At 68.3% G+C, this 14205-nt stretch carries 13 protein-coding genes; 5 read left to right on the top strand and 8 right to left on the bottom strand.

Annotated elements, in window-relative coordinates; all coding sequences use genetic code 11:
• From MLGJGCBP_RS19495 to MLGJGCBP_RS19510, 4 genes are all read right to left on the bottom strand, one after another.
• Positions 1 to 507: cutinase family protein (locus tag MLGJGCBP_RS19495; RefSeq protein WP_160097675.1), on the bottom strand; the 507-nt coding region annotated here is incomplete at its 3' end.
• Positions 508 to 688: 181 nt separating this feature from the next.
• A complete protein-coding gene (locus tag MLGJGCBP_RS19500; RefSeq protein ID WP_087554979.1) occupies positions 689 to 2140 on the bottom strand; it encodes a glutamate synthase subunit beta in 1452 nt (483 codons plus the stop codon).
• Positions 2133 to 6731, bottom strand: coding sequence for a glutamate synthase large subunit (gltB, locus tag MLGJGCBP_RS19505; protein WP_160097632.1), 4599 nt, complete (start codon positions 6729 to 6731; stop codon positions 2133 to 2135). The genes MLGJGCBP_RS19500 and gltB overlap by 8 nt, the downstream gene beginning before the upstream one ends.
• A gap of 306 nt (positions 6732 to 7037) precedes the next feature.
• On the bottom strand, positions 7038 to 7586 hold the full coding sequence (locus tag MLGJGCBP_RS19510; RefSeq protein WP_160097633.1) for a TetR/AcrR family transcriptional regulator: 549 nt from the start codon (positions 7584 to 7586) through the stop codon (positions 7038 to 7040).
• A gap of 55 nt (positions 7587 to 7641) precedes the next feature.
• Here MLGJGCBP_RS19510 and MLGJGCBP_RS19515 point away from each other — a divergent pair, with 55 nt between their 5' ends.
• From MLGJGCBP_RS19515 to MLGJGCBP_RS19530, 4 genes are all read left to right on the top strand, one after another.
• On the top strand, positions 7642 to 8664 hold the full coding sequence (locus tag MLGJGCBP_RS19515) for an FAD-dependent monooxygenase (RefSeq protein WP_160097634.1): 1023 nt from the start codon (positions 7642 to 7644) through the stop codon (positions 8662 to 8664).
• Between the two features lie 289 nt (positions 8665 to 8953).
• Positions 8954 to 9832 carry a glycoprotein gene (locus MLGJGCBP_RS19520; protein WP_236581212.1) on the top strand — a complete coding sequence of 293 codons (879 nt, stop codon included), beginning with the start codon at positions 8954 to 8956 and terminating at the stop codon, positions 9830 to 9832.
• 70 nt (positions 9833 to 9902) lie between these two features.
• Complete coding sequence (locus tag MLGJGCBP_RS19525; protein ID WP_160097635.1) at positions 9903 to 10574, top strand: hypothetical protein; 672 nt, start codon at positions 9903 to 9905, stop codon at positions 10572 to 10574.
• A complete protein-coding gene (locus tag MLGJGCBP_RS19530) occupies positions 10571 to 11347 on the top strand; it encodes a hypothetical protein (protein ID WP_160097636.1) in 777 nt (258 codons plus the stop codon). Before MLGJGCBP_RS19525 ends, MLGJGCBP_RS19530 begins: the two co-directional genes overlap by 4 nt.
• Positions 11348 to 11465: 118 nt before the next feature.
• Here MLGJGCBP_RS19530 and MLGJGCBP_RS19535 read toward each other — a convergent pair whose 3' ends face one another.
• A complete protein-coding gene (locus MLGJGCBP_RS19535) occupies positions 11466 to 11861 on the bottom strand; it encodes an SRPBCC family protein (RefSeq protein ID WP_179220063.1) in 396 nt (131 codons plus the stop codon).
• A 113-nt stretch (positions 11862 to 11974) separates the two neighbouring features.
• Between MLGJGCBP_RS19535 and MLGJGCBP_RS19540 the strand changes: the two genes are divergently transcribed.
• The gene (locus tag MLGJGCBP_RS19540) at positions 11975 to 12370 is read left to right on the top strand and encodes a VOC family protein (protein ID WP_160097637.1); all 396 of its coding nucleotides are present in this window, start codon (positions 11975 to 11977) and stop codon (positions 12368 to 12370) included.
• On the opposite strand, the gene MLGJGCBP_RS19545 is transcribed toward MLGJGCBP_RS19540, so the two are convergent.
• From MLGJGCBP_RS19545 to MLGJGCBP_RS19555, 3 genes are read right to left on the bottom strand one after another with little or no spacing between them, the layout of a single operon-like run.
• Positions 12360 to 13043, bottom strand: a complete 684-nt coding sequence (locus MLGJGCBP_RS19545; RefSeq protein WP_087554970.1) for a helix-turn-helix domain-containing protein — start codon at positions 13041 to 13043, stop codon at positions 12360 to 12362. The two genes, MLGJGCBP_RS19540 and MLGJGCBP_RS19545, sit on opposite strands and share 11 nt — an antisense overlap.
• Positions 13044 to 13082: 39 nt before the next feature.
• Positions 13083 to 13544 (bottom strand): RDD family protein, encoded by a 462-nt coding sequence (locus MLGJGCBP_RS19550; RefSeq protein ID WP_087554969.1) that lies wholly within the window; start codon positions 13542 to 13544, stop codon positions 13083 to 13085.
• Positions 13541 to 14194 carry a hypothetical protein gene (locus tag MLGJGCBP_RS19555; protein ID WP_160097638.1) on the bottom strand — a complete coding sequence of 218 codons (654 nt, stop codon included), beginning with the start codon at positions 14192 to 14194 and terminating at the stop codon, positions 13541 to 13543. Before MLGJGCBP_RS19555 ends, MLGJGCBP_RS19550 begins: the two co-directional genes overlap by 4 nt.
• Positions 14195 to 14205: the final 11 nt, after the last annotated feature.

Raw genomic sequence — 14205 nt, forward strand, 5'->3', positions numbered from 1 at the left:
GCCGACGAGGGCGTCGGTCGGCGACCGCCGCGGATCGGAGACGAGTCCGACGGCCGCGATCTTGTCGGCGGGGACGACGCCGAGGCCGGTGCCGATCTCCGAGGCGAGATCACCTGCGGCGTCGGCGCCCTGGCTGTAACCGATGATCGACAGCTTCGTGTCGGGACATTGCTGCGACATCGACGACAGCATGCCCTTGGCGTTGGTGACCGCCTGCGCCTTCGAGCGCCCGTACACCTCGGACTCCCACGGGAAGGCCGTGGCGGCGTACGTGACGTAGTCGGTGCGGATCGACGACGGCAGACCGTTCGTCACCGCGGACAGCAGACCCGGCGTCGGCCGGACGTTGTCCTTGGTGGACGTTTCCCACGTCCCCGGAATGGCGACGACGTACAGGCTCGGGCAGGGGTCCGCGTTCGCTACCGCGCTCGTACCCACCACCCCCGACGCCACCGGGATGGCCGCGGCAGCGGCCACTGCGGTCAAGAATGCGATAACCCGTCTCATTGCCATGGCATCAACCTGTTCTCCCCTTCGTCGTCCAGCAGACGGGATGCTGCCAGGACGACGTGACCTAAAGATGCACGATCGGTAAATGAACGTTACCGACCGAACGTGACCCCCGCACGATAAACCGACACCCCGGTAGGAAAACCTACCGGGGTGCGGGTTGAACTGGCGGTTACAGCTACCGCTGCGGGGCGGTGGTGGTCTCGATCGGAGACGGCAGCGCCGTCTTGCCCTCGAGGTACGCATCGACCGCGGCGGCCGCGGAACGACCCTCGGCGATGGCCCACACGATGAGCGACTGTCCGCGTCCCATGTCACCGGCCACGAAGACGCCGTCGACGTTGGTGGCCCACTTCGCGGAGCGGGCGACGTTGCCGCGCTCGTTGAGGTCGACGCCGAGATCGGTGAGCAGGCCCGGCTTCTCGGGTCCGACGAAGCCCATCGCCAGCAGCACGAGGTCGGCCTCGAGCTCGAAGTCCGAGCCCTCGACCTTCTCGAAGCGACCCGACTTCATCTCGACCTCGTGGGCCTTCAGCGCGGTCACCTTGCCGTCGGCACCGACGAACCGTTCCGTGTTCACGGAGAAGAGGCGTTCGCCGCCTTCTTCGTGAGCGGACGCGACGCGGTACATCAACGGGTACGTCGGCCACGGGGTGTGCTCGGCCCGGGTCTCGGGCGGTCGCGGCATGATCTCGAACTGGTAAACGCTCTCGGCACCTTGACGGTGCGAGGTGCCCAGGCAGTCCGCGCCGGTGTCGCCGCCACCGATGATGACGACCTTCTTGCCCTCCGCGGTGATCGTCGGCTGCTCCAGGTCGCCGAGCTGCACGCGGTTGGCGATCGGCAGGAACTCCATCGCCTGGTGGATGCCGTCCAGCTCGCGGCCGGGGATCGGCAGGTCGCGGGCCTCGGTCGCACCGCCGGCCAGGACCACGGCGTCGAACTGCTCGCGCAGTGCGTCCGCGGTGATGTCGACACCCACGTTGACACCCGTCTTGAAGACGGTGCCCTCGGAGTTCATCTGGTCGAGACGGCGGTCGATGTGCCGCTTCTCCATCTTGAACTCGGGGATCCCGTACCGCAGGAGCCCGCCGATGCGATCGGCCCGCTCGAACACGGTGACCATGTGCCCGGCGCGCGTCAGCTGCTGCGCTGCAGCGAGCCCCGCGGGTCCGGAACCGACGACGGCGACCTTCTTGCCCGTCGAACGCGTCGGGTGCACCGGCTTGACCCAGCCCTCGTCGAAGGCGCGGTCGATGAGCTCGACCTCGACCTGCTTGATGGTGACGGGGTCCTGGTTGATGCCCAGGACGCACGACGCCTCACAGGGTGCGGGGCACAGCCGCCCGGTGAACTCCGGGAAGTTGTTGGTCGCGTGCAGACGCTCGATACCGTCGTGCCACCGGTCCTTGTACACCAGGTCGTTCCACTCGGGAATCAGGTTCCCCAGCGGACAACCGTTGTGGCAGAACGGGATACCGCAGTCCATGCACCGGCTGGCCTGAGTCTTCAGGGTGTCCGACGAGAACTCCTCGTAGACCTCGTTCCAGTCGAGCAGACGCAACGGCACCGGCCTGCGAACCGGAAGTTCGCGTGACGTGTGCTTCAGGAAGCCGCTTGGATCACCCACGAGCTGCCTCCATCACTGCCTCGTCCACGTTCTTTCCATCCTTCTTCGCGGCCTCGATGGCCAAGAGCACCTTCTTGTAATCGCGGGGCATGACCTTCGCGAAATGATTGACCTGCTGCGACCAGTCGGAGAGGATGCGCGCGGCAACCTCGGAGCCCGTCTCGTCGCGGTGACGCTCGATCGCGGACTTCAGCCAGGTGAAGTCGTCACCCGTCAGGTCCTCGAGATCCACCAGTTCGGTGTTGAGGTTGTCCTCGAACGCCTTGTTCGGGTTGTAGACGTACGCGACGCCACCGGACATGCCGGCACCGAAGTTGCGTCCCGTCGCACCGAGGATCACGACCTTTCCGCCGGTCATGTACTCGCAACCGTGGTCGCCGACACCTTCGACGACGGCGGTGGCGCCGGAGTTGCGGACCGCGAATCGCTCGCCCACGACACCGCGGAGCAGAGCCTCACCGCTCGTGGCACCGAACAGGATCACGTTGCCGCCGATGATGTTGTCCTCGGCGACGAACCCGGGCGCGGTCTCCAGCGGCGGGCGCACCACGAGGCGTCCACCGGACAGGCCCTTGCCGACGAAGTCGTTGGCATCGCCGTGCAGGCGCAGGGTCATGCCCTTGGGGACGAACGCACCGAAGCTGTTACCGGCCGAACCGGTGAACGTGATGTCGATCGTGTTGTCCGGCAGTCCGTCGCCACCGTACGCCTTCGTCACCTCGTGGCCGAGCATGGTGCCGACCGTCCGGTTGACGTTGGTGATCGGCGACTCGAACGACACCTTCTCGCCCTTGTCGAGAGCGTTGCGGCTCTGGACGATCAGCTGCTGGTCGAGCGCCTTGTCGAGGCCGTGGTCCTGGGTGCCCGTGCAGTACAGGTCCTGGTCCATGAACGCCGACTCGGTCTCGTGCAGGATCGGCGACAGGTCGAGGTTGCCGGCCTTGCTGCCCTTCCAGTGCTCGAGCGCCTTCGTGGTGTCGAGGGCGTCGACCTGGCCGACGGCCTCGTCGAGGGTGCGGAAGCCGAGTTCCGCGAGAAGCTCGCGCACCTCTTCGGCGATGAAGAGGAAGAAATTCTCTACGAACTCCGGCTTGCCGTTGAACCGCTTGCGCAGCACCGGGTTCTGCGTCGCGACACCCACGGGGCAGGTGTCGAGGTGGCAGACCCGCATCATGATGCAGCCCGACACGACCAGCGGCGCGGTAGCGAAACCGAACTCCTCGCCACCGAGCAGCGCGGCGACCATGACGTCGCGGCCCGTCTTCAGCTGGCCGTCGACCTGCACGACGATGCGGTCGCGCAGACCGTTGAGCAACAGCGTCTGCTGGGTCTCGGCGAGGCCGAGTTCCCACGGGGCGCCCGCGTGCTTCATCGACGTCAACGGGGTGGCACCGGTGCCACCGTCGTGACCGGAGATCAGCACGACGTCCGCGTGCGCCTTGGACACACCCGCGGCGACGGTGCCGACACCGACCTCGGACACCAGCTTCACGTGGATCCGGGCCTGCGGGTTGGCGTTCTTCAGGTCGTGGATCAGCTGCGCGAGATCCTCGATCGAGTAGATGTCGTGGTGCGGCGGCGGCGAGATCAGCCCGACGCCGGGCGTGGAGTGCCGGACCTCGGCCACCCACGGGTACACCTTGTGCGCGGGCAGCTGGCCGCCCTCACCGGGCTTCGCTCCCTGCGCCATCTTGATCTGGATGTCGGTGCAGTTGGTCAGGTAGTGCGACGTGACACCGAAGCGTCCCGATGCGACCTGCTTGATCGCGGACCGGCGCCAGTCACCGTTCTCGTCCGGCGTGAAGCGGGCAGGGTTCTCGCCGCCCTCACCGGAGTTGGAACGGCCGCCGAGGCGGTTCATGGCGATGGCGAGAGTCTCGTGCGCCTCGGCGGAGATGGAGCCGTAGCTCATCGCACCGGTCGAGAAGCGCTTGACGATCTCGGTGGCGGGCTCGACCTCGTCCAGCGGGACCGGCTCGCGCACGCCCTTCTTGAACTCGAAGAGGCCACGCAGCGCAGCGAGGCGCTCGGACTGGTCGTCGACCAGCTTCGTGTACTCCTTGAACACCTCGTACTGGCCGGTGCGCGTGGAGTGCTGCAGCTTGAACACCGTGTCCGGGTTGAACAGGTGGTATTCACCCTCACGACGCCACTGGTACTCGCCGCCCACCTCGAGCTCGCGGTGCGCGCGCTCCTCGGGACGGTCCAGGTACGCGTTGGCGTGGCGGACCGCGACGTCGGCGGCGATCTGGTCGAGGCCGATGCCGCCGAGGCTCGAGTTGAGACCGGTGAAGTACTCGTCGACCAGGTCCTGCGACAGGCCGATGACCTGGAACAGCTGGGCACCGGTGTAGGACGCCAGGGTGGAGATGCCCATCTTGGACATCACCTTGAGCACACCCTTGCCCGCGGCCTTGATGTAGTTCTGGATGGCCTTGTCGAGAGAGACGCCCTGCAACTCGTTGTTGCGGACGGCCTCGTCGACGGTCTCGAACGCCATGTACGGGTTGACCGCCGCAGCACCGAAGCCGATGAGGAGCGCCATGTGGTGCACCTCGCGGGCGTCGCCGGCCTCGACGATGAGACCGACCTTGGTGCGGGTCTTCTCGCGCACCAGGTGGTGGTGCACGGCCGACGTCAGCAGCAGCGACGGGATGGGCGCGTACGTCTCGTTCGACTCACGGTCGGACAGGACGACGAGGCGCGCACCGCCGGCGATGGCCTCCGACACCTGGTAGCGGACGTCGTCGAGGGCCTTGCGCAGACCCGCTCCGCCCTCGGCCACCGGGTACAGACCGCGGACGATGACGCTGCGGAAGTTCGGGAATTCACCGTCGTCGTTGACGTGAATGAGCTTCGACAGGTCGTCGTTGTGCAGGATCGGCTGCGGCAGGAAGATCTGCCGGCAGGATTCCGCGGTGGGGTGCAGCAGGTCGTGCTCGGGGCCGATGGTGCCGCCGAGGCTGGTGACGACCTCCTCGCGGATGGCGTCGAGCGGCGGGTTCGTGACCTGCGCGAACAGCTGCGAGAAGTAGTCGAACAGCATCCGCGACCGCGAAGACAGCACGGCGATCGGGGTGTCGGTACCCATGGAGCCGAGAGCCTCGGCACCGGAGATCGCCATCGGCTTGACGAGGAGGTTGACCTCTTCGTTGGTGTACCCGAACATCTGCTGACGCAGAACGACGCGCTCGTGCGACATGTAGGTGTACGGGCGGTCCGGCAGGTCGTTCATGTGGGTCAGACCCTGGTCGAGCCACTCCTGGTACGGGTGCTCGGCGGCCAGTTCCGACTTGATCTCGTCGTCGCTGATGATGCGGCCCTCGGCGGTGTCGACGAGGAACATGCGGCCGGGCTGCAGCCTGATCTTCCTCACGACGGTGGCCGGGTCGATCGGCAGGACGCCGACCTCGGAGGCCATGACGACGAGGCCGTCGTCGGTCACCCAGAGCCGGGAGGGGCGCAGACCGTTGCGGTCCAGGACGGCGCCGATGACGGTGCCGTCGGTGAAGCACACCGACGCCGGTCCGTCCCACGGCTCCATGAGCGACGAGTGGTACTGGTAGAACGCCCGGCGTGCGGGGTCCATGCTCTCGTGCCGCTCCCAGGCTTCCGGGATCATCATCAGCACGGCGTGCGGCAGGCTGCGGCCACCGAGGTGCAGCATCTCCAGCACCTCGTCGAAGCGCGCGGTGTCGCTGGCGCCGTTCGTACAGACCGGGAAGATCTTCTCGAGCTGCTCGCGACCTCCGAAGATGTCGCTGTCGATGAGCGCCTCACGGGCACGCATCCAGTTCTCGTTGCCGGTGACGGTGTTGATCTCACCGTTGTGGGCCACGCGCCGGAACGGGTGGGCCAGCGGCCACGACGGGAACGTGTTGGTGGAGAAGCGCGAGTGCACGAGGCCGAGGGCCGACTCGACGCGCTCGTCCTGCAGGTCCAGGTAGAAACCCTTGAGCTGCGGGGTGGTGAGCATGCCCTTGTAGACGAACGTCTGGCTCGACAGGCTCGGGAAGTACACGGTCTCGCGACCGGGACCGTCCTTGCCTGCGCCTTCGCTGCCCAGCTCGTGCTCGGTGCGCTTACGGACGACGTAGGCGCGGCGCTCGAGATCGAGGCCGGTGAGGGCGTCGTTCTCGCTGCCGATGAAGATCTGCCGGAACGTCGGCATGGCGTCGCGGGCCAGGGCGCCGAGCGAAGAGTCGTCGGTCGCGACCTCACGCCAGCCGAGGACCTTCAGGCCCTCGCTCTCGACGATCTTCTCGACGGCGTCGGCGGCGCGCTGCGCGTCGGCCTTGCTCTGCGGCAGGAAGGCGATGCCGGTGGCATACGTGCCTTCCGCGGGCAGCGGAAAGTCGACCACGGCGCGGAAGAACTTGTCCGGGACCTGGAGGAGGATGCCGGCGCCGTCACCCGTGTTGGGTTCGGAGCCCGCGGCACCACGGTGCTCGAGGTTCACCAGCGCGGTGATCGCCTTTTCGACGATGTCCCTGCTGCGGCGGCCCTTCATGTCCACGACGAATGCGACACCACAGGAGTCGTGCTCGTTCGACGGGTGATACAGCCCCTGGGGGCCTGGAAGTTGCTTCATACCTAGCCTTCGTATGCCAAAAGATGCACCGACGACCAGCAGCGCTGATGGCCATCAACTTGCAATGCAGGTGCCGTCACGACGTGCTCGGCACCACCGATCGGCTATCGCCCTTTTGCAGCACGCTGGGTGTGGTCCTCGCACCAGGCGACGTGGCTTTTCGGTCGGGTCGGACTTTCGTGGGTCCAACGTGTAACGAAAACGATAATTCAGAACCCCTGACGAAACACAACTTAGGTTGGCCTATTAACCCTCTGAACTGGGCATTGTCGAGGGCGGACCTCGTCCGACTGCACTGAGTACATGTTAAGTGAGCGCGCGGAGGACCGCTCTAATTCCCGCAGTCGGATCGAAATCGAGATCCGGGACGGTCAGTTGGTGAAGGATCAGACCGTCCAGGTAGTCGGTGATCACGACGGCGTCCGAGGCGGGGTTTTTCGAACCCACACGTTCCAGCATGTCCGCGCCCCATTCCACGAGCGCGCGCCGTGCCGATCCGATCTTCGCGTCCAGCCCCGGCGTGACGGAGGCCTCCACGAACAGCGCGTAGCGCGCGCTCGTGCGGACCCGGTCCGGACCGGTGGAAAATCTCACGAACGCGACCAGCGCGTCGACCAGAGCATGTTTGCTGTCCGGGCGCAGGTGCGCGAACTTCACCCAGTCCTCCCGGTCACGTTCGACGAGCCGTGTGACGATCCCCTCGAGCAGTGCCCCCCGGCTGCGGAAGTAGTTGGACGTCGACCCCTGCGGCATTCCGGCCAGCTCGTCGACGCCGCGGTGCGTGAGGGCCCGGACCCCCTTCGTGCCGAGAAGCGCGATGGCGGCGTCGAGCACCTGCTCCCGTTTCTCTGCCATGACCCCGACACTACATCGGTAGTAAATTCACTACACCCGTAGTAGCGTGGTGGCCATGACGCACTCCGCAGCAGTCCTCGGCGGCGGCATCGGCGGACTCGCCGTCGCCGGCTACCTGCACCGCGCCGGCTGGCACGTCGACGTGTTCGAGCGGGCCGACGCCCTGCCCGCGTCGGGCACCGCGCTCGGCATGTGGCCGCAGGCCCTCGACGCGCTGGACGCGATCGGCGCGGGCGATCGGGTCCGCACCCTCGGGTCACCCCAGCACCGCGGCTCGCTCCTGCGCCCCGACGGATCCGTGATCGGCACCATCGACAACCGCGACCGCATCGCCTACCTGCTGTCGCGGCCCGCCCTGCTGGCCACGCTCGCCGGGACACTGCCCGACGGCATGATCTCGTTCGGCACCCCCGCTCCCGCCCTCGACGCGCTGACGGACCACGACGTCGTGATCGGCGCGGACGGTCTGCGCAGCCCGACCCGCACGCAACTGTTCGGCGACAAGTTCGAGCCACGGTATGTAGGAGCCACTGCCTGGCGCGGCTGGGTGCCCGGACACCGCGACAGCGTCAGCGAAACCTGGGACGCAGACGCACTTTTCGGCATCACGCCGCGCGACGGCGACCTCGTCAACTGGTTCGCGTGCATCCGCACCGACGCCGGGCAGCCCGGCGGCCTCGACTTCCTCCGGTCCCGGTTCGGGGGCTGGCACGCCGACGTCCGGGCCGTCCTGGAGGCAGCAACCCCCGACGCGATGCTCCACCACGACCTGTACGAGTCGCCGGCCCTCCCGTCGTACGTGTCGGGCACCACGGCGCTGCTCGGCGACGCCGCCCACGCGATGGCGCCGAACCTCGGCCGCGGCGCGTGCGAGGCCCTCGTCGACGCCGTCACACTCGGTCGATTCCTCGCCGCCGACACCGACATTCAGACGGCGCTGCGCCGCTACGACCGCACGCGACGGCCCGCCACCCGGCGGCTGATGCGCGGATCGCGCGCCATGTCCGCCGTCGCGATGACCGGCCGTCTCCGCCCACTCCGCGATCTGACGGTGAAGCTGGCCGCGGGCCTGGCCTGACCGGAATCCGGGAACGCGGGAACGGTTGCCCGTCTGGTACTTTGCCGCGGTAGGGGGAAGAGAAAGAACCGGGGGCGGTCATGGGGGCGATGAACGACGGCTGCGGCAGTGCGCCGGCAGCACGGACGGATCTCATCGGGGAAACAACACATCCACCGTGTCGGTGGAGGCATTCTGCTGTGCTCGCATCCCTCTTTCGGTGCCTCTGATCTGCATCTCTCTTGCGTTTGCTTCGTCAGCACCAGTCCGTTCGATCAACCATGTCCGTTCGACTTCAGGAGTCAAAGACTTGAGAATCCGCATGCACGCTCTGGCCGCCGCGATCTCGGTGTCCGCCGCCGCACTGCTCGGGGCCGCGACGGCACACGCCGCTCCGGCCACCCCGCCGTCGACGTCGCAGCCGGGCGTCACCGATCCCTCGACGGCGCCCACCACGTCGCAGCCCGGCGTGGCGGTCCCGTCCACGCCGCCGAGCACGTCCCAGCCGGGTGTCACCGACCCGGCCGCCCCGACCACGACGACGCCCGCTCCGCCGCAGGCGCCGCTGGCCGTCCCGGGCGCCGAGACGGCCGCACCCGCCGCGCCCGATCTGGCGAAGGACGAGGCTCCGGCGGAACCGGCACCCGCGGCGCAGTCCGTCCCCGCCGAGCAGGCCGCCCAGCCCGCGACCGTGTGGATCGACCCCGACGACATGCCGAAGTCGCACCAGGCGCCCGTCGCCCCCGCCCTGCCCGTGCCGAAGCCGGTGGTCGAGGTGAACGCGGCCGCCGACACGCTGGTCGGCGCGGTGCCGGTCGCCGTCAACGGCCGCCAGTACGGCAACCCCGAGGGGTACGTCGGGACCATCGGCTGGCGCGTCGGTGACGCCACCGGCACCGCGGGCATCGCCGTCGACCCGTCCTCGCCGACCGCCGCCACCGTCTCCGCGTTCTCGGCCGACTCCAACGCCGAGCACCCGACGAACTGGTCGGCGCCCGTCGACGTCACGCCCGTCGCCGCCGCGATCGCGGATGCCGCCGACCGGTACCCGGCGTTCGGGCAGCTGGTGCAGACGATCGCGTCCCTGCCCGCACCGCAGCTCCCGCAGCTGCAGTCGACCGACAGCGGTCCGGCGACCACGACGATCGCCGGCGTGAACGTGCGCAGCCAGGCGACGCTGCACGTGTGATCCGATTCCCCCGCGCGAGCCCGTCCGGGGTGGGCTCCGCGCGGGGGAATGAGGTGTGGAGGATTCAACTGTGACAGAACCGCCGAACCGGGCACCCCTCGACCGCTTCTCGCACTGGTACCCGCCCTTCCCGTCGGCCGCGGCACCGACGGTTCCCGTCGTGGAGCCCGAACAGCTGCCCCCTCCCCCCGCGCCGACGTGGCTGACGCCGGGCGACGAACCCGATCCCACCCCGCCCGTCCGGGACGGTCGCGGCAAGCGGAAACTCGCGCTCGCCGGAGCCGCCACAGCGGTGGTCGCCGTCGTCGTCGGTGTTGTCGCCGTATTCACCTCGACTTCCGGTGATGCGAGCGGAAACCCGGTCGCCGCAGGATGGTGCGCCGCGTCCCGCGACGGTTCGACGGTCGTCGGCAACGGTCCCGGCGGGACCTCCGACGGCGTCGCCGCGATCCTGGCCTTCGACCACGCCTACTACGTCGAACGAAGCGGCGCGAAGGCCCGCGAGGTGGTCGCCCCCGACGCGCCGCTCGGGTCCGCCGAGACCATCCAGGGCGGCATCGACTCGCTGTTGCCCGAAGGCACCGAGCACTGCCTCGCCATCACCGAAACCGAACCCGGCCGCTACGCGGTGACACTGTCGGAACTGCGACCGGACGGGTCGACGAAACGGTACGAGCAGGTCGTGACCACCGCGGACCGCGACAGTCGCACGTACATCACATCCATTGGAGACGCGAAGTGACCGACCAACTGCAGCAAGCACTTCCGGTGTCGACCCTGGTCCTCGGGGCGTGCGGAGGAGCAGGCGCCACCACGACGGCGCTGGGGCTCGCCAACACCGAGGCGGCGCGCGGCGGTGCGGTCGTCGCCGTCGACGCGACTCCCGCGGGCGGCGATGTCGCCGAACGCGGGGCCGACGCCGTGCTGTCCGTGAGCGGCCTGGAGCAGTTGGTGGCGTCCGCGGTCACGGGCCCGGTCGCGGACGACGTGTTCGACGGATACTGCTCCCGCACCAGTGCCGGGACTCGCATCCTGAACCGCATCGGGAACCAGACCGCGTCGGACCGTGAATTCCGCACTCTCACAGGCTCACTGCGCGCACGCCAGGTCAACACCGTCCACGACCTCGGCCACCGATTGCGCGCCGCGTACCTCGCGCCACTGCTGGCCACGCCGACCCCCATCGTCCTCGTCGTCCCATGCCGCGCCGATGCGTTCAACCGCCTCCGCTCCGCACTGCAGTCGATCGGTGACACGCTCGGCGAACCCGGACTCGCCCGCACCGTCGTCACCGTGTCCAACCAGGACGCCACCGGCTGGCAGGTCGACCTCGACCTGCTCCGCGAATACCTCGGCGGACAGGTGTGGGGCGTCGAGACCATCCCCTACGACGAACACCTCGGCATGGGAATCGTCATCGAACACGGCAAGTTGGCACCCGAAACCCGGGCGGCGTACCAACGTCTCGCCGTGGCCGCATCCGCCGTGGCCGAAGGTCGTGCGGAACGGGTCTGAGGACTCACTCCTCCTTCGGTGAGGACAGCGCACAACCACAGCCGCGCACGGATTTGCCACCTGCGCACGCAATTGCGTGAGCGTCTGACCAATCGGTGCGCGGATGTGCCCGCGCACCTCACGCCTCCAGCAACCCCTTCAACCGCTGGAGGTCGGCGGTGACGGCTGCGGCGTCCTGCGCGAATTCTTCGGCGCTCACGCCGTCGCGTCGGCGGATGGTGAAGAGGACTTCGCTGTCATCGCCGTCGGGGATGACGCGCACGGGGTTGTAGACGGTGTCGCCGTTCGGGAGGGTGACGTCGTGGTCGAGGATGCCGTAGTCGTTGGCGGGTGCGAAGGTCACGGCTACCTGGCCCATGGGGGAGTCGGCGAGCCAGCGGTCGCCGTCGCGGGTGATGGTGCTGCTGAGGCCGGCCGCCCATGCGGGGAGGTTGGCGGGGTCGCTCGCGTAGGCGTACACGTCGGCGGCGGTCCGGGCGATGAACACACTGACGTGGGTTGATTCGGTGGTCATGACTCCCAGCATTCCTGCTGCACGGCCCGGGTGATTGAAGAAATCGGACCCGCGTGCGCCCGATGTCCGAAACCTTCAATGCGGGTCCGCCCCAAATCGTTAGCGTTCTGGACATGACCGCAACATTCAGTGCCATCGAACTGGTCGTCCGCGACCTGCCCGCGTCGCTCGCGTTCTACCGGCGACTCGGACTCGACATTCCGGCCGACGCCGATCAGGCGCCGCACGTCGAATTCGAACTCCCGGGTGGGGTTCGCCTGCTGTGGGACACGATCGAGACCATCCGCTCGTTCACGCCCGACTGGGCCGAACCAACCGGCGGGCATCGCATCGCGCTCGCCTTCGACTGCGGAACCGCTGCCGGTGTCGACACACTCTTCGACGAGATCACGGACGCCGGCTACAACGGCAAGAAGAAGCCGTGGGACGCACCGTGGGGGCAGCGCTACGCCACCGTCGACGACCCCGACGGCAACTCCGTCGACCTCTTCGCCGCACTCACGCCGTGACCAGCTGACCGAAGGTGCGGCCCGTCAACTCCTGGGCCTCCCGGATCAGGTGGGCCTGGTCGGCGAACCCGGCCATGCCGGCCGCCTGCGCAGCGGGAATGGCCGAACCCACCAGCCCGACCGCCGACTGCAACCGAAGGATCCTGGCCAGCATCTTCGGCCCGTAACCGAACTGCCGTCGGCACAGGCGGTGCAGTTGGCGCTCGCCGACACCGATCCCGTCCGCGACATCGCGGACGGACGCCTGCTGCTCCAGAAGTCGCACGACCGCGGGGATCCTGCCGTCCGGTGGCGGCCCGAGGAGCCTGCGTGACCGCGCGAACTCCTCGAGTGCCCGGCCGGGGTCTGCGGCGTCGGCGATCCTGCCGAGGAATTCTGCGGTGGCGCGGTCGCTCAGCACATCGGCGAGCGGCACCCGCTGATTGATCAACACCTCCGCCGGGGTTCCGAGGAGGTCCGGCAGAGTGCCCGGGGAACAACGCAATCCGACGTAGCGGTCGCCCGCCCTACTGCGAGTGAGATACGGGCGGGAGTCGGGACCGGCCACGACGACGTCACCGTTCATCCAGATGAGGTCCATGCAGCCGTCGGGCAGGATTGCGGCCTCACCGCCGGACGTGGTCTTCTGCCACACGACGGCGCCGGGGAACACCGACCGCCGCTCCGTGTACATGACCCCATGCTAGGCAGCCGGCACGACATTCCGCAGCGGTCAGGCGCCCGGTTCACCGATGTGCAGATCCGGCTCCCAGTCGTAGACGACGGTGGTCCGCAGCAGGATGTCCTGCAGGGACCGGCGCCGGCCGTCGACCGCGGCCCACAGCAACCCGAACCCGAACATCACGCACAGCAGCGCCCGGAGAAGGGCGCGGAGCCAGCCGATCAGTTCACCGTTGCGGCTGACGACCCGCAGCCCCATGGTCACGGCGCCGACGGTGCGGCCGCTCACGGCCCAGCACGCCGTCAGGTACAGCACCGACACGCCGATGAACATGCTGACGGAGAGCAGGGCACTGGCGTCGGGAAACGTGAACTCCTGCGGGGAGAACAGCAACCGCACGAACAGTGCGCCCACGTAGATGCCGCCCATCACGGCCATGACGATCGCCAGGTCGATGCTGCTCGCCAGACCCCGGGTGACGATCCCGGCGGCACGATGCGCCGGCGCGCTCATGCATCGTCCGGTTCGTGCCCGCGCCCGAACAACTTGCCCACGAACCCGGCGACGGCGTCGTCGGCCTGCATGCCCTGGGTGCGCACCCCGCGGACCGCCTCATTCGACATCGAGTCGGTCGATTCACGGATGATGCGCGGGAGGTCGACGCCCTCGATCACGGTGTCGGCGAGCACCACCAGGTCGACGCGTCCGATGACGGAATCCACATCGACGCGGTCGACGATCGCGTCCACGTCGATCCGCGCGGCGACGGCGTCGATGTCCACGCGGTCGAGGATCAGCGGGATGTCGACCCGGGCGGCGATCGCGTCCACGTCCACCCGGTCGATGATCCGCTGGATGTCGATGCCCTCGGCGACGACGTCGAGGTCGACGTGATCACGCACGATCGCGGTGAGGTCCACCTCCTGAAGAGCGACCTGCACGACCTTCCGCAGCACCGCGTGCAGGACCCGATCGGCAAGTTCGTCGGCGCCGCGGAGTGTCTCGGTGCCGCGTTCCTCGAGGGTGACCAGTACAGGGTCGACTCCCGGCAGGCGTCGCGCCGTGTCGATGCCGAATCCGATCACGCGCTGCAACGCACTGCCTGCGGTCGCGGCGGCGCCGGCCGCGAGGCGCAGCGGATCGGGGGCTCTCCTGCCGTCCATATTCGCTATCC

The sequence above is a fragment of the Rhodococcus sp. T7 genome (assembly GCF_009872365.1).
Taxonomy (GTDB): Bacteria; Actinomycetota; Actinomycetes; order Mycobacteriales; family Mycobacteriaceae; genus Rhodococcus_F.

Bases quoted from the DNA above. Each gene is read 5' to 3' on its own strand.
- gltB (WP_160097632.1), bottom strand. From the start codon at position 6,731: ATGAAGCAACTTCCAGGCCCCCAGGGGCTGTATCACCCGTCGAACGAG.
- MLGJGCBP_RS19510 (WP_160097633.1), bottom strand. From the start codon at position 7,586: ATGGCAGAGAAACGGGAGCAGGTGCTCGACGCCGCCATCGCGCTTCTC.
- MLGJGCBP_RS19515 (WP_160097634.1), top strand. From the start codon at position 7,642: ATGACGCACTCCGCAGCAGTCCTCGGCGGCGGCATCGGCGGACTCGCC.
- MLGJGCBP_RS19535 (WP_179220063.1), bottom strand. From the start codon at position 11,861: ATGACCACCGAATCAACCCACGTCAGTGTGTTCATCGCCCGGACCGCC.
- MLGJGCBP_RS19540 (WP_160097637.1), top strand. From the start codon at position 11,975: ATGACCGCAACATTCAGTGCCATCGAACTGGTCGTCCGCGACCTGCCC.
- MLGJGCBP_RS19545 (WP_087554970.1), bottom strand. From the start codon at position 13,043: ATGTACACGGAGCGGCGGTCGGTGTTCCCCGGCGCCGTCGTGTGGCAG.
- MLGJGCBP_RS19550 (WP_087554969.1), bottom strand. From the start codon at position 13,544: ATGAGCGCGCCGGCGCATCGTGCCGCCGGGATCGTCACCCGGGGTCTG.
- MLGJGCBP_RS19555 (WP_160097638.1), bottom strand. From the start codon at position 14,194: ATGGACGGCAGGAGAGCCCCCGATCCGCTGCGCCTCGCGGCCGGCGCC.